Raw genomic sequence first — 20,229 nt, 5'->3', positions numbered from 1 at the left:
CCTTGAAACACTGTCAGCGCTTGTCCCAACGTTGCTCGCTGCAGGCCCGCGCCGCCAGCAGGCAGATCACCCCCTCCAGATCGTGATGATTGAGGGTGGCCGCCGCCTGCGCCCGCACCAGCAGCTTGGCGTGAATGGCGATGCCAAGGCCCGCGATCCCCATCATTTTGAGATCGTTGGCACCATCGCCGATGGCCACGGTCTGGGCGGCAGCGATGCCGTACTCCTGAGCAAGCTGCTGCAACACCTCGGCCTTGACGCTGGCATCAACGATGCGCCCGCTCACCTTGCCGCTCAGCTGGCCCCCCTCCACCGCCAGCTCGTTGGCGAAGATGGCATCGAGCCCCAGATCGCGCTGCAACTGGCCAGCAAAACGGGTAAAACCGCCGGAGGCGATGGCCACCTTCCAACCCGCCCCTTTGAGGGTATCGACCATCAGCTGCAAGCCCGGCATCCAGGGCATCCATGCCGCCACCTCGTCGAGAATGGTGACCGGCGCCCCTGCCAGAAGGGCCACCCGATTGCGCAGGCTGTCGGAAAACTCCAGCTTGCCCTGCATCGCCGCGGCCGTCACTGCCGCCACCTGCTCGCCAACCCCGGCAAGTCGGGCAATCTCGTCTATACACTCGATGCGGATCGCGGTGGAGTCCATATCCATCACCAGCAGGCCGGGCTCGTTCAGGGTCGGTAGCGCGGGCAGATGGCAGAGATCGATCTCCCACTCACCGCTCTTGAGCTCGGCCACCAGCTCGGCAGAGAAGCGATCGCAGCCAAGCAGCAGCAACGGCACGCCCGCCACCTCGGTGGGAGGATAGAGGGTGGCCGCCAACCCCTGCGCTGCCAACAATGGAGACAAATGCGCCAGATGGGAGGCGCCCAGCCCCTTGCCAAACAGCACCAACCAGCCGCCAGCCTGCGGAGTCTCTGTCGGTTGCAACGCATCTGCGCTGAGCTGCCAACAGGGTGAGCCGGACAACAACGCGGGCCAATCGGATAACAGAGGGGGGAGCCGGGACAACAACATAAGGGATACGCCTTCCTTGGTGATCAGGGGGTTAACAATGCTGGCCCAGAGTAGCGTATTGCTTTTTGTACAGGCAAGCGCCAAGATCCCGCCACTCCTTGTTACCATGAGGTCTCGCGCTTGCAGCGTCATCTTCCCATCAAACGTGTTCTCAGCCTGGGTGCCGGTATCCTGCTCGGATGCTGGGTGCTCGGTGTGCTTATTCATATGCAGGGTGAAAGCCAGGCCTCGCTGCACAGCGAAGCGCGCAACCGGGCACAGGCGCTGGTCGCCTATGCCGCCCGCGACATGAAACGCTGGATCAAGGAAGAGAAGAGCAGCGAGCTGGAGCGGCTGGCGCGAGATCTGGCTGCGGAGCCGGAGATCCTCGATGCCACCCTCTACGACGGACGCGGCATTCCCCTCGCCCAATCGGAGCAGGCGGTGCCGCTGGAGAGCCTGCTGCCCATCGGCAGCGATAACAAGTCACTGCCGGAGCAGGGAAAGGGGCGGATCCAGTTCGTGCAGGAGATCCGGGATGGCGAGCAGACCATCGGCTTCCTGCGCATCACCCTGGAAGAGCAGCAGATGCTGGCAGACAAGGACACCCGGCTCAAGGTGGTGCAAGAGAAACAGCGGCTGATGCTGCTGGTTGCCCTGCTGGCCGGAGTGCTCATCTCCTACGGCGTGCGCCGTAACTACATGCGGGTGCGCAAGCACAAGAAAAAGAGTACGCCCCCCGCGCCACCTCCGGAAAATTGATGGCGCAACCAGAGAGCAGATACTAAAACGGCGGCCAGAAGGCCGCCGTTTCTTATTCGCAAAGGAATTATTTGTCGCCCAGCAGGACGGAATCCAGCGCGATCTCGATCATGTCGTTGAAGGTCAGCTGACGCTCTTCAGAGGTGGTCTGCTCACCGGTACGGATATGGTCAGAGACGGTGCAGATGGTCAGTGCCTTGGCACCGTACTCTGCGGCCACGCCGTAGATACCGGCAGCTTCCATCTCGACACCCAGGATGCCGTACTTTTCCATGACGTCGAACATGGAGGGGTCCGGAGTGTAGAACAGGTCGGCGGAGAAGATGTTACCGACGCGCACGGCAACGCCCTTGTTCTTGGCGGCCTGCACGGCATTGGCAACCAGGTCGAAGTCAGCGATGGCAGCGAAGTCGTGATCCTTGAAGCGCAGACGGTTTACTTTGGAGTCGGTGCAAGCACCCATACCGATCACCACGTCACGCAGTTTCACATCTTCACGCACGGCACCGCAGGAGCCCACGCGGATCAGGGTCTTCACACCGTAATCGGTGATCAGCTCTTTTGCGTAGATGGAGCAGGACGGGATACCCATGCCATGACCCATGACGGAGATACGACGGCCCTTGTAGGTACCGGTAAAGCCGAACATGTTGCGCACGTCGCAGATCTGCTCAACGTTCTCCAGGAAAGTTTCAGCGATGTACTTGGCACGCAGGGGGTCGCCCGGCATCAGCACGGTATCAGCAAAGGCGCCATCTTTCGCATTGATATGAGGAGTTGCCATTCTCTTGATTCCTTCACACTAGGTTGAGTTTTATTGTTTTATAAATTGCCCGCCGCCGAAGTGGCGGGCGGGTAAATTACAGGAAGCTGGTACCGTACGCCAGTTTCGGCAGGCCGTGGTAAGCCGCGATGCTCTGGCCGATATCGGCAAAGGTCTCGCGACGACCGACGGAGCCAGCCTTGACCGGCTTGCCGAAGAACAGCACCGGAATGTATTCGCGGGTGTGGTCGGTACCACCCCAGGTCGGGTCACAGCCGTGATCGGCAGTCAGCACCACCACGTCGCCATCTTGCAGCAGATCAAACAGCTCCGGCAGGCGGGAATCGAAATACTCCAGCGCACCGGCATAACCGGCAACGTCACGGCGGTGGCCGTAGGAGGAGTCGAAGTCGACGAAGTTGGTGAAGACGATGGTGTTGTCACCGGCCGCTTTCACCTCTTCCAGCGTGCGATCCCACAACTCGGTCAGACCGGTCCCTTTCACCTGCTTGGTGATGCCCTGTTGGGCATAGATGTCGGCAATCTTGCCGATGGAGACCACCTGACCGCCCGCATCTTTCATGTAATCCAGCACGGTCGGCGCCGGCGGCAGCACTGAGTAGTCGTGACGGTTGCCGGTACGCTTGAAGTTGCCCTTGCCAGTACCTACGAACGGACGCGCAATCACGCGGCCGATGTTGTAGGGCTCCAGCAGCTCGCGCACTATGTGGCACAGCTCATAGAGCTTCTCGAGGCCGTAGGTCTCTTCGTGGCAGGCAATCTGGAATACGGAATCGGCAGAGGTGTAGAGGATCGGCTTGCCGGTCTTCATGTGCTCTTCGCCCAGATCGTCCAGCACCTGGGTACCCGAAGCGTGGCAGTTGCCCAGATAACCCGGCAGACCGGCCTTCTCGACGATGGCGTCCAGCAGCTCCTGCGGGAAGCTGTTGTGGTGATCCTTGAAGTAGCCCCACTCGAATAGTACGGGCACACCGGCGATCTCCCAGTGACCGGACGGGGTGTCCTTGCCGGAGGAGAGCTCCTGAGCAAAGCCGTAGGCACCGACCACCTCGATATCTTTTTTCAGCCCTTCCGGGAAGTAGCCGGAAGCCTGCTCGCAGGCGTGGCCCAGACCCAGCTTGTTGAGGTTGGGCAGATTGAGGGCACCACGGCCTTCAATTTCACCTGCCGCACACGCCTTGGCGATATGGCCAAGGGTGTTGGCGCCCACATCTCCGAACTTGTCGGCGTCGGCAGCTGCGCCAATACCGAAAGAGTCCATCATCAGAATAAAGGTACGTTTCATGGGTCTTCCCCTTGTTACAAATCGGCCAGGGTGATACGGCGGTACACTTCAGGCAGTGCTTCCGGCCGCTCGCCACCAATCCGGACAGCCGCCTGCACCATGCTGGCAGCCTGAGCATATTGCTCTTCAGTCTGAGCGTGGATCATCGCGATCGGCTTGTCAGCATCGACGCTTTGACCCAGGCGGATAAAGTCGGTCAGACCGACCGCATAATCAAGTTTGTCACCGGCAGCGCGCCGACCACCGCCCATGGCGACCACAGCCAGACCCAGTTCGCGGGTATCCATGGCTGTCACAAAACCGCTGTTGGCCGCGTAGACCGGGCGCACGATGGCAGCCTTGGGCAGGTAAGCGTCATAACGCTCCATAAAATCGGCCGGGCCACCGAGACCTGTCACCATGCGACCGAAGATCTCGGCCGCCTTACCGTTATCCAGCACCGCCTGCAGCTTGGTGCGGGCATCGCGCTCGTCGCTGGCCAGACCGGCGGAGATCAGCATCTCGGCGCACAGCGCCATGGTCACTTCGTGGATGCGCGGGTTGCGATATTCACCGGTCAGGTAGCGCACCGCTTCACGCACTTCCACCGCGTTACCGGCGCTGGAGGCCAGCACCTGGTTCATATCGGTCAAGAGCGCAGAGGTGCGGCAACCGGCACCGTTGGCCACGGCCACAATGCTCTTGGCCAGCTCTTCGGACGCTTCGAAGGTCGGCATAAAGGCGCCGGAGCCCACTTTCACATCCATCACCAGCGCTTCGAGCCCGGAGGCGAGCTTCTTGGAGAGGATGGAGCCGGTGATCATGGCGACAGATTCGACGGTGGCGGTGATGTCCCGTACTGCATAGATACGCTTGTCAGCGGGGGCGAGATCGCCGGTCTGGCCGATGATGGCGACACCCGCCTCTTTCACCACTTTCAGGAAACGATCGTTGTCGACCGAGGTCTGGTAGCCGGGAATGGCGTCCAGCTTGTCGAGGGTACCGCCGGTGTGGCCCAGGCCACGGCCGGAGATCATCGGCACGAAACCGCCGCACGCAGCGACCATCGGGCCAAGCATCAGGGAGACAACGTCCCCCACCCCGCCGGTGGAGTGCTTGTCGACAATCGGGCCACCCAGATTGAGGTGATCCCAGGTCAGCACCATGCCGGAGTCGCGCATGGCGCAGGTCAGGGCAACCCGCTCATCCATGGTCATGTCTTTGAAGTAGACCGCCATCGCCAGCGCCGCAATCTGCCCCTCGCCGATGGTGTTATTGGTAATGCCCTGAACGAAGAATTGAATCTCTTGGGTACTGAGCGCTTCACCGTTGCGCTTCTTGCGAATAATTTCTTGAGGCAAAAACATCTTTCATTCCCTCCGCCATTGCTGGCGTTACACAAGCCTGAATCCTTGCCCGCACACCGCATGGTGGGGGCTAACAGGGCGGACAGCAGTCCGCCCTCTCATCAACCTATTAGTAACCGCTGGTGTTGGCCGGCTTGTCGCCATGCCCCAGAGTGGCCAGCAGACTGGCCAGCAGGCTGGATGCACCAAAGCGGAAGGTACGGGCGGATACCCAGTCGTTGCCGAGGATCTCTTCGGCCATGGTCAGGTACTGACCGGCAACGGCGGCATCTTTCACGCCACCAGCTGGCTTGAAGCCGACTTTCGGATTCTTGGCCTTGATCACTTCCATCATGATGCGTGCCGCTTCTGGGGTCGCATTGACCGGCACCTTGCCGGTGGAGGTCTTGATGAAGTCGGCACCGGCATCGATACAGATTTCGGAAGCGCGACGGATCAGCGCCTCTTCTTTCAGCTCGCCGGTTTCGATGATCACTTTCAGCAGCACGTTGGCACCGCAGGCCTCTTTACAGGCTTTGACCAGATCAAAACCAATCTGTTCATTACCAGCCATGAAGGCGCGATACGGGAACACCACGTCCACTTCGTCAGCACCGTAGGCGACTGCGGCACGGGTTTCGGCCACGGCGATCTCGATGTCGTCGTTGCCGTGCGGGAAGTTGGTCACGGTCGCAATGCGTACGTCGGCAGCGCCGATCTCACGCAGGGTCTTGCGAGCGATAGGGATAAAACGGGGGTAGATGCAGACGGCGGCGGTCAGGCCAGCCGGTGACTTGGCCTTATGGCACAGGTCGATCACCTTCTGATCGGTGTCGTCATCGTTCAGGGTGGTCAGGTCCATCAGGTTCAGGGCGCGCTGAGCGGCCACTTTCAGATCAGTCATTCTGTTCTCCAAAGTCTCGATTTAATCCAGATAACCGGGCACCACCATACCATCCAGCGATGGATGCACAGGCAGTAATCCCCAGCTATACGGGAATGGAATTACAGTGCGAAGGCACCGGCACTATCGGGATGCTATTCAAAACACCCTGCAGGCACTGCGACTGTAAATAAGGCAAGAGCCCTGTCACTTTCTTACAAAAGTGCGGACTTGGTTCCATGAAGACTTGAGAAAGGCCGACAACATCTGACCCGACTTCCCAATCAATTCCATTTGACCGCCAACACCCGATTTCATCGAGTATTAGTCATTGCCAGCACCCTGCTGGCAATGCCTATTTCAGCCGAGATACCCCCTGTTTGCAAGCCGGATTTGCCAATTTCAGAGGTACCTCACATCTGGCAAATCCAGGTCTAAAAAAGCCTTACGAAAAGAAACGGGTCAGGATCCAGGAGTAGGCCAATCCCCCCAGATAGACCCCGACGATCCCCATTACCCCGGACAAAACGGGAGGCGCCGGGATCGGCAATTTGAGGAAAGAAAACAACAAACCGACTATAAAGCCGGCCACCATCGCCAGTAGCACTTCATTCATATAACCTCCGATTTGACTCATTTTATTATTAGTTTAGATAGGAAAACGGTTGTCACCGCTCCATACGCGAACGCCACGGCAGATGCCGTGGCGTTCGTGTTTATACCCTGTCAGTCAGGCGGCGATTACATGCCGGACAGTGCCAGGAAGAAGCCTGCGATGGTTGCAGACATCAGGTTGGACAGAGAGCCAGCCAGTACGGCTTTCAGACCAAAGCGTGCAATGGTACCGCGGCGGTTCGGCGCCATGGACCCCAGACCACCCAGCAGGATGGCAACAGAGGAGAGGTTGGCAAAACCACACAGCGCGAAGGAGATGATCGCCTTGGTGTGATCGGACATGGCCACACCGTTGATCAGCACTTCGTCTTTAAGGTACGGAGCGAAGTTCAGGTAAGCAACGAACTCGTTCACTACCAGCTTCTGACCGATGAAGGAACCGGCAACCACTGCTTCATTCCAGGGCACACCGATCAGGAAGGCCAGCGGGGAGAAGATCCAACCCAGCAGCAGTTCCAGAGAGAGTTGCGGATAACCGAACCAGCCACCCACACCGGAGAAGATACCGTTGATCATGGCGATCAGACCGATGAAGGCCAGCAGCATGGCGCCGACGTTCAGGGCCAGTTGCATACCGGCAGAGGCGCCAGCAGCAGCAGCGTCAATGACGTTGGCAGGCTTGTCATCCAGCTCGGCATCGGCAGAGCTTTCGTCGTAGTTCGGGGTCTCGGTCTCGGGAACCAGCAGCTTGGCGAACAGCAGACCACCCGGTGCAGCCATGAAGGAGGCAGCAATCAGGTACTCCATCTTCACGCCCATGGAGGCGTAACCGGCCAGTACGGAACCGGCAACGGAAGCCAGACCACCACACATGACGGCGAACAGCTCGGAGTCAGTCATCTTGGCGATGTAGGGACGAACTACCAGCGGCGCTTCGGTCTGACCGACGAAGATGTTGGCGGTTGCAGAGAGGGATTCGGTGCGGGAAGTACCCAGTACTTTCTGCAGACCGCCGCCCAGCAACTTGATGACCATCTGCATGATGCCCAGGTAGTAGAGCACTGCAATCAGGGAAGAGAAGAAGATGATGACCGGCAGAACACGGAAGGCAAAGACAAAGCCGCCGCCACCGAACACTTCAAACATCTTGTTGCTGACCAGACCGCCAAACAGGAAGTCGATCCCGTTCTGGCCGTAGCTGATCACGCTGGATACCGCGTCGGACACGCCGACCAGGATATCGCGACCAACCGGAACATAGAGAACAAACGCCCCCAGACCGGCTTGAATTGCGAACGCACCGACAACGGTACGGACGTTGATTGCCTTGCGATTGCTGGAGAACAGCACCGCGATAAGGACGAGCGTCGCCATCCCTACCAGACCCATGAACAAATTCATTATTATCTTCCTCTAGTAGCACCTGACTTGTTAGTGAGTTGTTATTAAACCCAACTAATCAAGGGGAGCGCATTATACTAATTAAAGTCCGATAAAATAGAATGCTGGTCACATTTTATCGTTATCAAAATGTCCAAGTGTCACAAAATTAGACAGCAAACGATTTTTACGCTCATTTTTTTTCCTGACAACTAAATCAGGTGTTGCGAAATTGTTTCATAGCTATTGGTCGTGATGGAAAATATGCCGGGCAGTTTCAAATAACACCTTGGCAACATCTGCCGATGGTTCATCCCGCAATGTCATCAATATTTCCGCTATTTTCGGCAGCGCTTCCGGGGTATTCCGGGTGCCTTGCTCACCTTGTAAGGGCATATCGGGCGAATCGGTTTCCAGCACCAGGGCCTCGAGCGGCATGGCCCGAAATACCTCTCGCGTCTTGTTCGCCCGTTCAAAACTGATCACCCCGCCCACCCCGAGTCGAAAGCCCAGTTGCCAGAAAGCCTCCGCCTGCTGCAACGAACCGCTGAAAGCATGGATCACCCCGCCACGAGGCGGCTTGAAACGGCGCAACAGCTTGGCCACAGTGTCATTGGCACGCACCGAGTGGATCATCAGGGGAAGCCCGGCATCAGCAGCCAGCCGGACCTGAGCCTCAAACAGCGCAAGCTGCCCCTCCTGCGGCACGTGAGAACGGAGGTCAAGCCCGCACTCGCCAATGGCCACCAGCCCTGCAGGCTGGCTCATCACCAGCGTTCGCAGCCGCTCCATCACCCCCTCCCGCTGTTCACCGGCATACCAGGGATGAATGCCCAGACCATAAAAGAGGCCGTCATGTTGCTCTGCCAGTGCCATCACACGAGTCCAGTTATCCTCTGCGATGGCAGGAATGATATACTCCGTCACCCCTAATGCCAGACAACGGGCCAGCAGTGCCTCCCTGTCCTGGTCAAACACCGGAAAGTCGAGATGGCAATGGGTATCTATCAGCTGCATATCACTCACACCTGTTTGCGGTATTTAATGGGTCATTGAACATGATGAACAACAGAAACAACGGCTTTACCCTGATTGAACTGGTGCTGGTGATCATAGTGCTGGGGATCTTGGCCGTCACCGCCCTGCCCCGATTTATCAATATCAAGGATGATGCCCTGAAAAGCACGGTCTCGGCGACCGCAGGCAGCTTTGCCAGTGCAGTTCAGCTGGCTCATGCTGGCTGGGCGGTGAAAGTGCAGGGGCAAGCGATCGCGCTATATAACCTGAGCAGTTTTGGCAACAGCACGATAGACATCAACCGCTATGGCTGGCCGGCGGGGACAAACGAGGATTACTACAAACCGGCAGACACCCCCTATAAGACCGGCGCAGGCAACCATATCTCGGTCAATAATGCTGAGGATTGCGAGTTGCTATTTAATAACCTGCTAGATGGCAGCCAAACTGTTGCCAGTGTAGAGCTCAACAGCGGAGTTATTCCAGAAGGGGTTGATTACCTGTCCAGCGATATTAAAACAAAGCATAAAGATGAAGATGAACCGAACGAAGAACACAATAACTGCCGCTATATCCTGCGCGACTCAATCAACCGCTTCCAGACCAGCTCGGATTATCGAAACGGCCTTGGCTTCGAGTACAACAGTGTTACCGGCGCCGTGACCCGCAATTTTGATTGAGCTCAGCCTCTTCTGCGCAAGCTCGCTCTTTGCTTGAATCATCATCATAACGAACCGGCGTGCAGCAGCGCCGGTTCTCCTGAGTGAGCCCCCACTCCTCACACCATGCATCGTAACGGGCCAGCCAACGCAGCAATATCCCCTTCATCGTCACACCTCCGCCAACAGGTTCAGGTCAAAAACCATCCTAATCAGAGTCGGCAAGGGGAGCAAGTCATCCCCATAACCGCGATCAGGCGGAATAAAAAAGAGCCGGTCAGCATGGCTGACCGGCTCTTTTAACATTCCCTGAAGAGGTTATCCGATGAGCGGCAGCTCATCAGCCTCACAGACTCTTCAGCTTCTCTTCCGGCAGGGCCAGCTCGTCGTTGTGGTTGACGCCGATACCGCGCTCCAGCACATGACGGGCGATGGCGTGCGCTTCTTCCAGCGAGTGCATGCTGTAGGTGCCGCACTGATACTCGTTCAGCTCGGGGATCTTGGCCTGATCCTGCACGGTCAGCACGTCGCTCATGGCTGCCTGCCAGGCTGCGCCAACACGGGCTTCGTCCGGCGCGCCGATCAGGCTCATGTAGAAGCCGGTACGGCAACCCATGGGGGAGATGTCGATGATCTCCACGCCATTGCCGTTCAGGTGATCACGCATAAAACCGGCGAACAGGTGCTCCAGCGTATGGATACCGCGCTCAGAGAGGATCTCCTGGTTAGGCACACAGAAACGCAGGTCGAACACGGTAATAGTGTCCTTGTTCGGGGTCTGCATGGTCTTGGCCACACGCACCGCTGGCGCCTCCATACGGGTGTGGTCAACGGTAAAACTGTCCAATAACGGCATTTCTGACTCCTGATTTGGTTACCAGAACCAGCCCCCACGGGAGAGCTGATCCTTGCATTGACGGTACTGGGCGCCGTAGCGCTGGGCGCGAGCTTCCACTTTGCGAGAGGTCTTCATCAACCACTCCTTGCTGCGATAGCTGCCACGCCGGTAGCCACCCCACCCTTCGTGATAGTTGAGGTACTGGCCATAGGCATCCCACTTGGAGGTGCCATTGAGCCGCTGGGCTTTGTTAGTGTACCAACCCATAAAATCGATGGCGTCGGCAAAATCATCGCGGTCACTCCAGCTGTTGCCGGTTTCCCGCTGGTAATCCGCCCAGGTTTCATCTTTGACCTGAGCATAACCATAAGCCGAACTGGCCCGCCCGGTCGGGATGAAGAGGAAATACTGCATCGGCGGCTGAGCATCATGTACGTACGAGGACTCCTGATACATCATGGCCATCACCACATGGATCGGCGTCCCCCACTTCTCGTTCATCTTGAGCGCGGCCTTGTGCCAGTCAGGCTTCTCGCGAAAGATCTGGCACAGATTCTCCGGCTGGGCCGGTGGACGGGTACTGCAAGCAGTCAGGCCCGCCAACAGGCTTGCGACCACCACAAAGCGCATCCACCCCATCAAATGAGGCCACACTTCACGCCTCTGGTCAGGTAAAGATATAGCCAAGGTCAGATCGCGTCTTCGTTCTCTTCGCCGGTACGGATACGAATGACACGCTCCACCTCGCAGACGAAGATCTTGCCATCACCAATCTTGCCGGTACGGGCGGTGTTCTGGATCGCTTCCAGACAGGCATCGAGATCCTCGTCCTGCACCACCAGCTCCACCTTCACTTTCGGCAGGAAGTCGACCATATATTCAGCGCCGCGATAGAGCTCGGTATGGCCCTTCTGGCGGCCGAAGCCTTTGACTTCGGATACGGTCATGCCGTTGATGCCGATCTCGGCCAGGGCCTCGCGCACATCGTCCAGCTTGAACGGTTTGATGATGGCTTCAATCTTCTTCATGGTGACTCCTTACCAGTTCTGTTTGCCGAACCCGGATGTAATGGGGTAACGGCGATCCTTACCAAAGTTGCGAGCCGTAATGCGGGGCCCGACCGCCGCCTGACGGCGCTTGTATTCGTTGAGATCCACCAGGCGGATCACCTTGCGCACCACCGCTTCCTCGAAGCCTTCTGCCACCATGTCGGCGACCGAGGCATCCTCTTCCACGTAACGCTTGAGGATGGCATCCAGGATGTCGTATGGCGGCAGGCTGTCCTGATCCACCTGATCCGGTGCCAGCTCTGCTGAAGGGGGGCGGTCGATAACCCGCTGCGGGATCACGTAGTCGACCGAGTTGCGATATTCGCACAACTTGAAAACCAGCGTCTTGGGCACATCTTTCAGCACGTCGAAACCGCCCGCCATGTCACCGTACAGGGTGGCATAACCCACAGCCATTTCACTCTTGTTGCCAGTGGTCAGCACGATACGACGACGCTTGTTGGAGAGCGCCATCAGCAGCACACCGCGGCAGCGGGCCTGCAGGTTCTCTTCTGTGGTATCGCGGGCGGTACCTTCAAACAGTGGTGCCAGCTGGGCCATAAACCCTTCGAACATCGGCTCGATGGAGATGATGTTGAACTCAACCCCCATCCGCTCGGCCTGCTCCTTGGCATCTTCCACACTCATCTGTGCTGTGTAGCGGAACGGCATCATCACCGCCTGCACCTTGTCGGCCCCGATGGCATCGGCCGCGATAGCCAGCGTCAGCGCCGAGTCGATCCCGCCGGAGAGACCCAGCACAGCGCCGTGAAAGCCGTTCTTGGTGACATAGTCGCGCACTGCCAGCACCAGTGCCTGATAGGTCTCGGCCAACGGCTCGAGCGGCGCCGCGGGTTCCCGCTCCTTCACCGGCTGGCCATCAGCAAAACGTACCAGCGCCAGCTCTTCGGCAAACGGGGCCAGCTTGTGGGTCAACTCACCCTGGCTGCTGAACACCTTGGAGCAGCCGTCGAAAATCAGCTCGTCCTGACCGCACACCTGATTGAGGTAGACCAGCGGCAGACCGGTCTGATCGCAGCGCTCGGCCATCAGCTCGCGGCGGATCCAAGGTTTTTCCTGATCATAGGGCGAGGCGTTGATGGTGAGCAGCAGTTCGGCCCCTGCCGCCTTGGCGGCCAGCGCCGGACCCGGCTGCCACAGATCTTCACAGATGAGCAGCCCCAGCTGGTGACCCCGGAACGGCACCACGCAGGTCTCGCTTGCAGCGGTAAAGTAGCGCTTCTCATCAAACACGCCGTAGTTGGGCAAATCCTGCTTGAAGTAACGGGCAATCAGCTGGCCCTGCTCATAGAGGGAAGCCACGTTGTAGAGCGCCTCTCCTTCACGCCAAGGGTGACCCACCAAAATGGCACAGTTGCCCTGCCATTTGGCAACACGAGCCAACGCGGCTTCGACCCGGATCATCAGATCGGCGCGCAGCAGCAGATCTTCCGGTGGATAGCCGGTCAGGGCCAGCTCGGAGCAGACCAGCAGATCGGCACCTTGCTGCTCGGCCTGAGCCGCCGCAGCGAGCACTTTGTCAGTGTTATCTTCGATGGCGCCTACCGTCAGATTCAACTGGGCAAGCATCAGAGAGAGGGCTTTTGCCATGGCGATGCATCTTGAATTCGAAAATGATGGGGAATGATAAAGAAAAGGGGGGCAATCTGCCAGTTCAAGACAGGCGTAACCGTGTGACAGCAACCAGCGGGAAGGATAAGCTGTACATAGTCACGGAACGACAGGCCTTCGCAGATATGAAAAACGCCGGATTTACCCTGATGGAGTTGATGATAGCCATTGCGCTGGGCGTCATTCTGTTGGGGATTGGTATTCCTTCTTTGGGCTCTCTGCTTAAAGACAGCACGGCTAACTATGAAAGCGAGCGGTTGATTAAGCTCCTGCGCTTTGCCCGCACCCAAGCTATCAGTGACCAGCAAACCGTCACCGCATGCCTAATAAACAACAATAACGAGTGTGTTGAACAGGATCCGGTTCAATTATTGGTTTTCATCGATGATGACGGTAATGCCGAGCTGGACGAAGGGGAAGTAGAACTCGCACGCACACCAGCTTTTACTCCAGATACCACCATCAGTTCAACCAGACCCCGAGTCTTGTTTGCCGCTGATGGAACCAGCCTAGGTACCAATATGACCGTAAGGGTCTGCATCAGCGAAGAACCCAGAGTTGATGTTGTAATCGCAGCATCAGGTCGCAGCAGTAAATCCGAAACCACCAGCATTTGCCCTTGACCACTATCTTGGCTGCAGTTTCTCTTGCCGTTGCGCAGCCTCAAGATTGAATGGCTGTTCGGTTGGCTGACACTCGATAACTCTCTTCACCATCAGGAGTTGCCCATTCAGTTCAAACCCTTTCTTTTGAAAGACGATTTCAGCACTCTGGCTATCCTTTATCGTTCCCTGAATAACGACATAGGTATCATTTGCCAACTCGACATAGCATTTTCTATCCACGACAGCATAGACATTGGCCGCATTTGACAACGCCATCAGCCAGAGGATCATTTTCATTGTGGCTCATCCTCATACAGGTATATTTTCTTGGGCGTCATATCCATTTCAGCCTCCTCCGCACCTTCCGAACACTCCCCCTCGCCGGTACAGCGCTCAGGAACCCCTTCTCCTTCGTCTTTGAGAATCACCTCTTCACCTGGGGCTCCGCCAATAATCCGGATCTTTGAATCATCACCAGCATGGATCACCAGATCATCGGCCACCTTGTTATTGACTTCCACATAGCGTTCCGGGATTTCATTACCATCCTGATCCACCACATATTTGAAAGAGGTACCGTAATGCATGTCGACCATATACTGCCGCATCGCGCCTATCGACTGGATCGTACACTCCTCGAATGACTGAACCTGCGGTAAAAAAGAGGTAAAATAGAGCTTGCCTTGCAGCACAACACCAGACCCCATCGACTTCTCTCCTGACTCGGCTAGCCAATATTTCCAACCCAATTTACTGGTAATGGCAGCTCTCAAACTAAGCAGGTCATTGGTGTCCGTGACACCAGCCAGAGGATCAACCGATACGTCATACAAGTCCGTCATCGTGATAGGGGCTGGAGCAGCAGTGTTATAACTCTTGGTAACTACCCCGTAGTCACGCAACATAAAATAGGCGTTTTGCACGGTAGACTCGGACGATGGGCGGTTTCGATCACCAGAACCAATCAGCACTGCATCGAATGGCCTATCTTTGAACGAGAAATAATCTTCGCCACTAATTACCGTCTTGGTCACTTGCTTGTTGATAGTACGTACCAATACAGGCTGAGTGAAAAAGCGGCGGTCATTAGCCTGTACATCATCAGACCCAAGACTGGCAAACTTGAAAACACTCCAGGAGCTAGTACTGGTTGAAGGCATATCCAGGCGCCAGATATTGCCGCCTGTATCACCAGCATAAATTCGGTCAGTTTTCCCATCACCATCACTGTCTAGAGTGGAAACTGACCCCGGCATGCTATCAACCATCGCAGTCACCTGCTTGTTGGTACTGGAGCCAGCTCCAGGTGTTGCGCTGAACACAAGAGCACCACTATCGGCATCGACCATGTAGACGCCCATACCCTTGCTGTCAGAGCTACCTATCCCGACTTTACTCTTATTGGCATCGTAACCACCGGAAAAAACCATCACCAATCGCTTGTTGCTCGGAGGAGCATCCCAAGGAATATAAGCCACCTCCGGTACTGACCAGGTTTCCCCCAGTAATGAGAAGCCCGCAGTCTGACTATTGATCGTCCATTTCAAGCTGGGGGCATCTGGGTTGGTAATATCAAGTGCATAGTAGCTACTACCACCCCCTCGCAAACCGAAAAGCAGCCAGACAAAGTCTCCCTCTGATGCCTTGATAACACCATTCCTATTGGCATCCTTAATCAACGCAACCGGTGAAGCATCAACACCGTAGATATGATCGCCAGACTCGGCATTGAGACGTAGAGCTTCTTGCCTGGGCAACAGCTCATAGGGGATCATGGCCCAGCTTTCATCAACCGTACTACCGAGATCTTTGAACATATGCAGGAAACCAGCATTGGTTCCCATCAGGATCCGCAAGTCAGGGGTACAGGTGCTCTGGCCTGAAGCAATGGAGCAACCATAATTGACCACCAATGGACGAGAGTGCAGGGGGTCTCCCACTATGTATGGCCGAATGGTGGTACTGGCATCATAATCTTCATCGTCCACATCGACACCTTTTGTCCAGTCGATCTGTCCGTCAAGTTCGGTGGCACTGGCCAACCGCATGTAACTAGCCAAGTTGTCGGCAGAGCCTGCGATCGACACCAAATTGGCTTTGTTAAAAGCATCCAATCGCTTGGGCGATGCAACCGTATTGATCACATAAAGATTGCGATTGGTCTTCTCTGCCAGCATGGCCTGCACGCCGCCCTTGGCAACCAGATTGCCATCCCGTTCCGATGACCAATAGGTCTGAGCCTGATCCAGAATGGAACCATCTACCTTGATGGCGGGCAAACCGTTAACATCTGCCACATACCCATCACCAGACAAAACTAGCTTCTTCAGGTTACCCTTCCAGCGCGGCCCTGTATCAGGCTCGAACATGGCGTAATAGATATTATTGAGGCTGCGAGTCCGGTCAAAGTTGTTAGTGGTAATAGCTGGCGACACCAGAGAGGTGTTTATCCGCAAAATGGCTAACAGGGAAGATCGCAACGCCTGAGTGAGCGCTTCAGCACTGACCGCAGGGTAATATTGACCGCCTCCACGTCTCGCCGTTTCTGCCAGCAGATTGCCCGCCCCAGAGATCGCGTCATCACCAAACCCCACGGTAAACGTGGTAACAGTCTGCTTGCCGGGCGATGAAGTATTTACATCCTTGTTCTTCATGTAGCCAGCCATCGCTGCCAGATAGCTCTTGGAAGTGCCGGAACCATATCCCACTGTTGAGCCGTAGGCCGCCCGTTCATCTGGGCTTAGCGAATCCGTCAACGCTTTTACTGCACTATCAGCAGCCGTATCGCTGGTCGGAGCACCATCAGTGACATAGATGACATAGCCATTATTTGAACATTTGTCATAAGGCGAGGTGTAAGTACCTTCCGGATCTTCAGCAAGCTTGTCCCGCGTACCACCTTGCTTGCCATAGAGCACGGATTGCCCTCCGTAGAAACGGTAGGCTTCATAGAGGGTTTCACATAATGGCGTATTGGTCGTAGCCGACAGGTCTTCCACAGTATTGAGCAAGTCCTGTTCGGCAGTAATGGTGCCGACAATATCGTCGTTACTGAGGATGCGACGCACCACTCTGCCACCATTGGTGCTGGTACTATTGTTGGTATTGAAGATGGCCAAGCCGAAATCAACCCCAGGAGTGGAGGAGATCACCGACTTGACTGCATCCTTGGCGATACGTAAGCGCGATTCAACGGCATAACCCGTCGGCCCGTAATACCAGCGGATATAGTTGGCAGTGTAGAGAGTTACACTGGTATTGCTACCCGATGTGGCATTATTCGCATTAGCTGTGTAATACCACTCGCCGCGAGTGTTGCTGGTTTTGTCGACCGGATAACCATCGCCGACCGCCCCCACCACCAGCGTTCCGTTGAAAGGATTGGCAGGATTGCGGTTCTGAATATCCTGCTTGCAGTCGACAATGGTGATGTCATCTTCGTACTTGCCAGAGATGGTCTCCCAATCCCCCTGACGAGGTAATCCATTGCGATAACTTGAATAGACATACGTCCAGACTTGGGACTGAAAATAACCGACCGTGCTTAGGGGGGTCTTTGATGAGGCGCAAGCATTGATGCTGTCGCGAAAACGCCGAGAACTATTGATGGCGGGCACAGAACCATCGGTCGAATAATAGATATAATTAAGCGAGTTACTGGTATCAGGATCTCGGTTCAGCGCTGGGTAGACAGTGGCAGGATTATACTTTTCCCGCTCCAGCTCCATGGTTTCGGCCATACTGCCAGAGTTGTCGAAGATAATCAGCACCTTGGGCCGATAATCTCCCGCTTTCGAGAAGTCATAGATGAACAGTTCGGTATCATCCGAGTAAGCATCGCTGGCGACAGCTGGCACACTAAGTGCACACAGGGCCATCAGCCACAGTTTTCCATGATGTAACATCGCTGTCGCTCCTATTCAGCCGTCTTTAACAATGGCTGTTCGACTCCAACCGTCCACGTCATAGGACGCCCCTGTTTTCCGTACGTTTGGCTTGCCTCTAGCTCTACATAACGGCAGGCTGGTATGACGTTCTTGCTGGTCGCGTCAAATCGGCGCTTGCACACTGTTTCACTTCTATATTGCATGGTGGCGTTACCCATAGAGCCACTCACTGTTGACGTTGCCGTCGAAACAGAAGGCATCTGAGCAATCTGGGTAGCAAGCCCTGCTTGCTGCATGGCGCCACCTATGATGCCCTCTACTCTGTGTTCGACTTGCTGTAACGCTGCCGCCGCTCCACTAGCACGTAAATCCATGCCCCCAGATTGCATCAACACCACGGCAATCAAAGTCAAAGGGGCCAGAATCACCAGCGCCACGATCAATGCCACGCCACGTGAATGCTTCACTACCCACCTCCCGCCATCACCATGGGATTACGCAGTACCACAGTACTTTCCAGCAACAAGCGTCGAAACCCATCCCCATTGCCAGCCACGCTGATATCTCCCAGTTGATAGACATTGTTGTTGGTATAGCGACTGGATGCCTGCAGCGAGCGCACAAGCAAAAAAACACGGACTGCGATGACCCGCCCCTCGCCCCACTCTTGCGAGGTGACTGCATCTATGGAGGAGAACTTGTCTACACGCCCATCTGGCACATTGCTTGTATCGACCCCAAACAACAGCACCATGCGTTCAATACCATCAACCAAAGCCCCAGATATCAACCAAGAACCGCCATCAGCAGTGAGGATACGCTTGCGCAGTTCAAAACCCCCACGACCATTAGGCGAGAGGTAATAGACATGATGCTGGTACTCCCAAATCTGACGCATCGGCATGGCAGCCTCGGAAGGCGCAGCCTCATTACCTCTGAATAAATGAGCCTGTTGAGTATTGGTGGCCATATAGAAACGATTGGCATCCAGTCCTCCTGTCACCGGATTGCCAATCAGGCGCTTGATACTGATAACATCCGAGCCGGCAACGCGAGTAGAGGATGAGATACAGGCAAAACCACTCATGGTGCCTGCAGCACTGATATGAGTAACCCACAGCGGGCGTACTGGAAAAAGGTTGGAGGGTAGACTCCCTTCATTTCTCTCATCCAGACAGTCATTTGTCACGGCAGCATCAGCAGACAAAGTGAGCTCATCACCCGCAATCAGAGCCCCCCCCGTGAAATCCCCCCAAAACCCGGCCCAGCGTAAATCCTGAGTGATGAGACGCATGGCAATTCGACCATTTTCGAGCAGCTCACTCTGATCGAAGGACTCATTGGTGGTAGCGCGTGAGGCCACAAAAATACTCATCACCCCACCGAGCAGAAAAACACCAATCACCATTGCGATGAGCCATTCAACCAGCGTAAACCCATGATGTTTCATAGCGTCGTCATCAGAACGAACTGACGCCTCGTTAAATCAACACCTGCAATTCCACATGCCGTCGTAATCGTTGACGCAACGCCATTTGCCCCATCATGAGATGATTCACGTCCAGCCCAAAAAATTGAGACCGTCAATGCATTGCTGGCTCCCTTGATAATGCAGCCGGTGGGATTTTGTAATGTTGCTCCGGCCCCAGAAGCAGCACTTCCCATTAATGACTGTCGCCAATAATAGAGATCGAGATCCCGTAACTGAGCATCGCTACAGCTGCTCATAGTGCCATTTTCATTAGCGCAAGATGGCAATGATGAAGTGCCAGCGCTGACAATCCAGGTATTGTTAGTTTGCGACTCCCAGGCTCCACGGTTGACTCTGAGCCTCTCAACCATATCGTTAGCCAACCAGCTGGCTATTGTGCGCTGTCGGGCTTCATATCCGGAAAACTTCGACTGAGCCTGCATAGCAACCAGTCCCAGCAAGCCAAATGACAACACTACTGCCGCTATCATCACCTCCAGCAGGCTGAATCCTCTCTCATGTGGTGAAACATGAATGGCCATGGGCTATTCCCAACAGCTATTGCTAGCTGCACCAGAAGCAGTTTTGACGCCCAACTGATTAATGGAAAACACTGTGCAATCGGTATCGTTGGCTTGGGCTGTCGTCGCGCCAGCACTGGCTGACAAGGTGTAGGTGTTGCCTGATACGGCAATGGATAATTGATACAGGCCATTCTCAGATGCACTACTGATACCAAGAGCAGCTGCAGAGGATGCATACTGATTGAAATCCATAAAATAGGTTTCTTGCCGATTGGCTGCATTGAGCAGCATGGCCTTGGCTTCGACACGATGACTGGTCAGCACATATTGCTGATAGGCGGGATAAGCGATGGTGCCAAGAATCGCCACGATGGCGATGACAATCATCAACTCAATAAGAGAAAAACCACGAAAGTATCCAATCATATCCCATCCTTGGTGACAGACTGCTTCATAAGTTTAACGCCGAGCCTGTCTCATGAACAAACCCGGCGTCATTATCAACACACT

General features: G+C 55.7%; 22 protein-coding genes. 3 read left to right on the top strand and 19 right to left on the bottom strand.

Annotated elements, in window-relative coordinates; all coding sequences use genetic code 11:
* Positions 1 to 13: 13 nt before the first annotated feature.
* Positions 14 to 1,024 (bottom strand): phosphoserine phosphatase SerB, encoded by a 1,011-nt coding sequence (gene serB / locus AB5Z05_RS21115; RefSeq protein ID WP_368152926.1) that lies wholly within the window; start codon positions 1,022 to 1,024, stop codon positions 14 to 16.
* Positions 1,025 to 1,144: 120 nt separating this feature from the next.
* Here serB and AB5Z05_RS21110 point away from each other — a divergent pair, with 120 nt between their 5' ends.
* Entirely contained in the window at positions 1,145 to 1,765 is a 621-nt protein-coding gene (locus AB5Z05_RS21110; RefSeq protein ID WP_005348965.1) for a YtjB family periplasmic protein, read from the top strand.
* Positions 1,766 to 1,832: 67 nt separating this feature from the next.
* On the opposite strand, the gene deoD is transcribed toward AB5Z05_RS21110, so the two are convergent.
* The 7 genes from deoD to AB5Z05_RS21075 form a co-directional block, all read right to left on the bottom strand.
* Positions 1,833 to 2,549: a purine-nucleoside phosphorylase gene (gene deoD / locus AB5Z05_RS21105; protein ID WP_005340471.1), complete on the bottom strand. Its 717-nt coding sequence runs from the start codon at positions 2,547 to 2,549 to the stop codon at positions 1,833 to 1,835.
* 76 nt (positions 2,550 to 2,625) lie between these two features.
* Positions 2,626 to 3,834: a phosphopentomutase gene (locus tag AB5Z05_RS21100; RefSeq protein ID WP_123173778.1), complete on the bottom strand. Its 1,209-nt coding sequence runs from the start codon at positions 3,832 to 3,834 to the stop codon at positions 2,626 to 2,628.
* 14 nt (positions 3,835 to 3,848) lie between these two features.
* Positions 3,849 to 5,180 carry a thymidine phosphorylase gene (deoA, locus tag AB5Z05_RS21095; RefSeq protein WP_019445563.1) on the bottom strand — a complete coding sequence of 444 codons (1,332 nt, stop codon included), beginning with the start codon at positions 5,178 to 5,180 and terminating at the stop codon, positions 3,849 to 3,851.
* A 109-nt stretch (positions 5,181 to 5,289) separates the two neighbouring features.
* Positions 5,290 to 6,063, bottom strand: a complete 774-nt coding sequence (deoC, locus tag AB5Z05_RS21090; protein ID WP_368152925.1) for a deoxyribose-phosphate aldolase — start codon at positions 6,061 to 6,063, stop codon at positions 5,290 to 5,292.
* 424 nt (positions 6,064 to 6,487) lie between these two features.
* Positions 6,488 to 6,658 carry a XapX domain-containing protein gene (locus AB5Z05_RS21085; protein WP_005340467.1) on the bottom strand — a complete coding sequence of 57 codons (171 nt, stop codon included), beginning with the start codon at positions 6,656 to 6,658 and terminating at the stop codon, positions 6,488 to 6,490.
* A gap of 125 nt (positions 6,659 to 6,783) precedes the next feature.
* Complete coding sequence (locus tag AB5Z05_RS21080; RefSeq protein WP_005340466.1) at positions 6,784 to 8,058, bottom strand: NupC/NupG family nucleoside CNT transporter; 1,275 nt, start codon at positions 8,056 to 8,058, stop codon at positions 6,784 to 6,786.
* Positions 8,059 to 8,280: 222 nt separating this feature from the next.
* A complete protein-coding gene (locus AB5Z05_RS21075) occupies positions 8,281 to 9,054 on the bottom strand; it encodes a TatD family hydrolase (protein WP_368152924.1) in 774 nt (257 codons plus the stop codon).
* A gap of 41 nt (positions 9,055 to 9,095) precedes the next feature.
* On the opposite strand from AB5Z05_RS21075, the gene AB5Z05_RS21070 reads away from it, so the two are divergent.
* A complete protein-coding gene (locus tag AB5Z05_RS21070; protein WP_335863147.1) occupies positions 9,096 to 9,734 on the top strand; it encodes a type II secretion system protein in 639 nt (212 codons plus the stop codon).
* Here AB5Z05_RS21070 and AB5Z05_RS21065 read toward each other — a convergent pair.
* The 5 genes from AB5Z05_RS21065 to AB5Z05_RS21045 form a co-directional block, all read right to left on the bottom strand.
* Positions 9,703 to 9,882, bottom strand: a complete 180-nt coding sequence (locus AB5Z05_RS21065; RefSeq protein WP_081250401.1) for a DUF5363 family protein — start codon at positions 9,880 to 9,882, stop codon at positions 9,703 to 9,705. The genes AB5Z05_RS21070 and AB5Z05_RS21065 overlap by 32 nt on opposite strands.
* Before the next feature lie 177 nt (positions 9,883 to 10,059).
* Positions 10,060 to 10,569, bottom strand: a complete 510-nt coding sequence (gene luxS, locus AB5Z05_RS21060; protein WP_005340462.1) for an S-ribosylhomocysteine lyase — start codon at positions 10,567 to 10,569, stop codon at positions 10,060 to 10,062.
* Between the two features lie 18 nt (positions 10,570 to 10,587).
* Complete coding sequence (locus AB5Z05_RS21055) at positions 10,588 to 11,181, bottom strand: hypothetical protein (protein ID WP_368152948.1); 594 nt, start codon at positions 11,179 to 11,181, stop codon at positions 10,588 to 10,590.
* Between the two features lie 59 nt (positions 11,182 to 11,240).
* Positions 11,241 to 11,579, bottom strand: coding sequence for a nitrogen regulatory protein P-II (gene glnB, locus AB5Z05_RS21050; RefSeq protein WP_005308848.1), 339 nt, complete (start codon positions 11,577 to 11,579; stop codon positions 11,241 to 11,243).
* Positions 11,580 to 11,588: 9 nt separating this feature from the next.
* Complete coding sequence (locus AB5Z05_RS21045) at positions 11,589 to 13,211, bottom strand: NAD+ synthase (protein ID WP_368152923.1); 1,623 nt, start codon at positions 13,209 to 13,211, stop codon at positions 11,589 to 11,591.
* Positions 13,212 to 13,222: 11 nt separating this feature from the next.
* Between AB5Z05_RS21045 and AB5Z05_RS21040 the strand changes: the two genes are divergently transcribed.
* Positions 13,223 to 13,855, top strand: coding sequence for a GspH/FimT family pseudopilin (locus AB5Z05_RS21040; RefSeq protein WP_330124897.1), 633 nt, complete (start codon positions 13,223 to 13,225; stop codon positions 13,853 to 13,855).
* A gap of 3 nt (positions 13,856 to 13,858) precedes the next feature.
* On the opposite strand, the gene tapY2 is transcribed toward AB5Z05_RS21040, so the two are convergent.
* Genes tapY2 through AB5Z05_RS21010 form a run of 6 tightly spaced genes read right to left on the bottom strand, consistent with a single transcriptional unit; the run spans position 13,859 to position 20,145 of the window.
* Positions 13,859 to 14,134 carry a type IVa secretion system protein TapY2 gene (gene tapY2, locus AB5Z05_RS21035; protein WP_127006936.1) on the bottom strand — a complete coding sequence of 92 codons (276 nt, stop codon included), beginning with the start codon at positions 14,132 to 14,134 and terminating at the stop codon, positions 13,859 to 13,861.
* Positions 14,131 to 17,742, bottom strand: coding sequence for a pilus assembly protein (locus tag AB5Z05_RS21030; RefSeq protein ID WP_127006938.1), 3,612 nt, complete (start codon positions 17,740 to 17,742; stop codon positions 14,131 to 14,133). The genes tapY2 and AB5Z05_RS21030 overlap by 4 nt, the downstream gene beginning before the upstream one ends.
* An 11-nt stretch (positions 17,743 to 17,753) precedes the next feature.
* Positions 17,754 to 18,191, bottom strand: coding sequence for a type IVa pilus pseudopilin TppD (tppD, locus tag AB5Z05_RS21025; protein WP_041202403.1), 438 nt, complete (start codon positions 18,189 to 18,191; stop codon positions 17,754 to 17,756).
* Positions 18,191 to 19,174, bottom strand: coding sequence for a type IVa pilus pseudopilin TppC (gene tppC / locus AB5Z05_RS21020; protein ID WP_107683790.1), 984 nt, complete (start codon positions 19,172 to 19,174; stop codon positions 18,191 to 18,193). The genes tppD and tppC overlap by 1 nt, the downstream gene beginning before the upstream one ends.
* Positions 19,171 to 19,737 (bottom strand): type IV pilus modification protein PilV, encoded by a 567-nt coding sequence (pilV, locus tag AB5Z05_RS21015; RefSeq protein WP_159158174.1) that lies wholly within the window; start codon positions 19,735 to 19,737, stop codon positions 19,171 to 19,173. The genes tppC and pilV overlap by 4 nt, the downstream gene beginning before the upstream one ends.
* Before the next feature lie 3 nt (positions 19,738 to 19,740).
* Complete coding sequence (locus AB5Z05_RS21010; RefSeq protein ID WP_115521300.1) at positions 19,741 to 20,145, bottom strand: type IV pilin protein; 405 nt, start codon at positions 20,143 to 20,145, stop codon at positions 19,741 to 19,743.
* Positions 20,146 to 20,229: the final 84 nt, after the last annotated feature.

The organism is Aeromonas sp. R2-4, assembly GCF_040908365.1.
GTDB classification, from domain to species: domain Bacteria; phylum Pseudomonadota; class Gammaproteobacteria; order Enterobacterales; family Aeromonadaceae; genus Aeromonas; species Aeromonas veronii.
The sequence above is the reverse complement of the archived record's forward strand: the minus strand, read 5'-3'. Positions and strand labels throughout refer to the sequence as shown.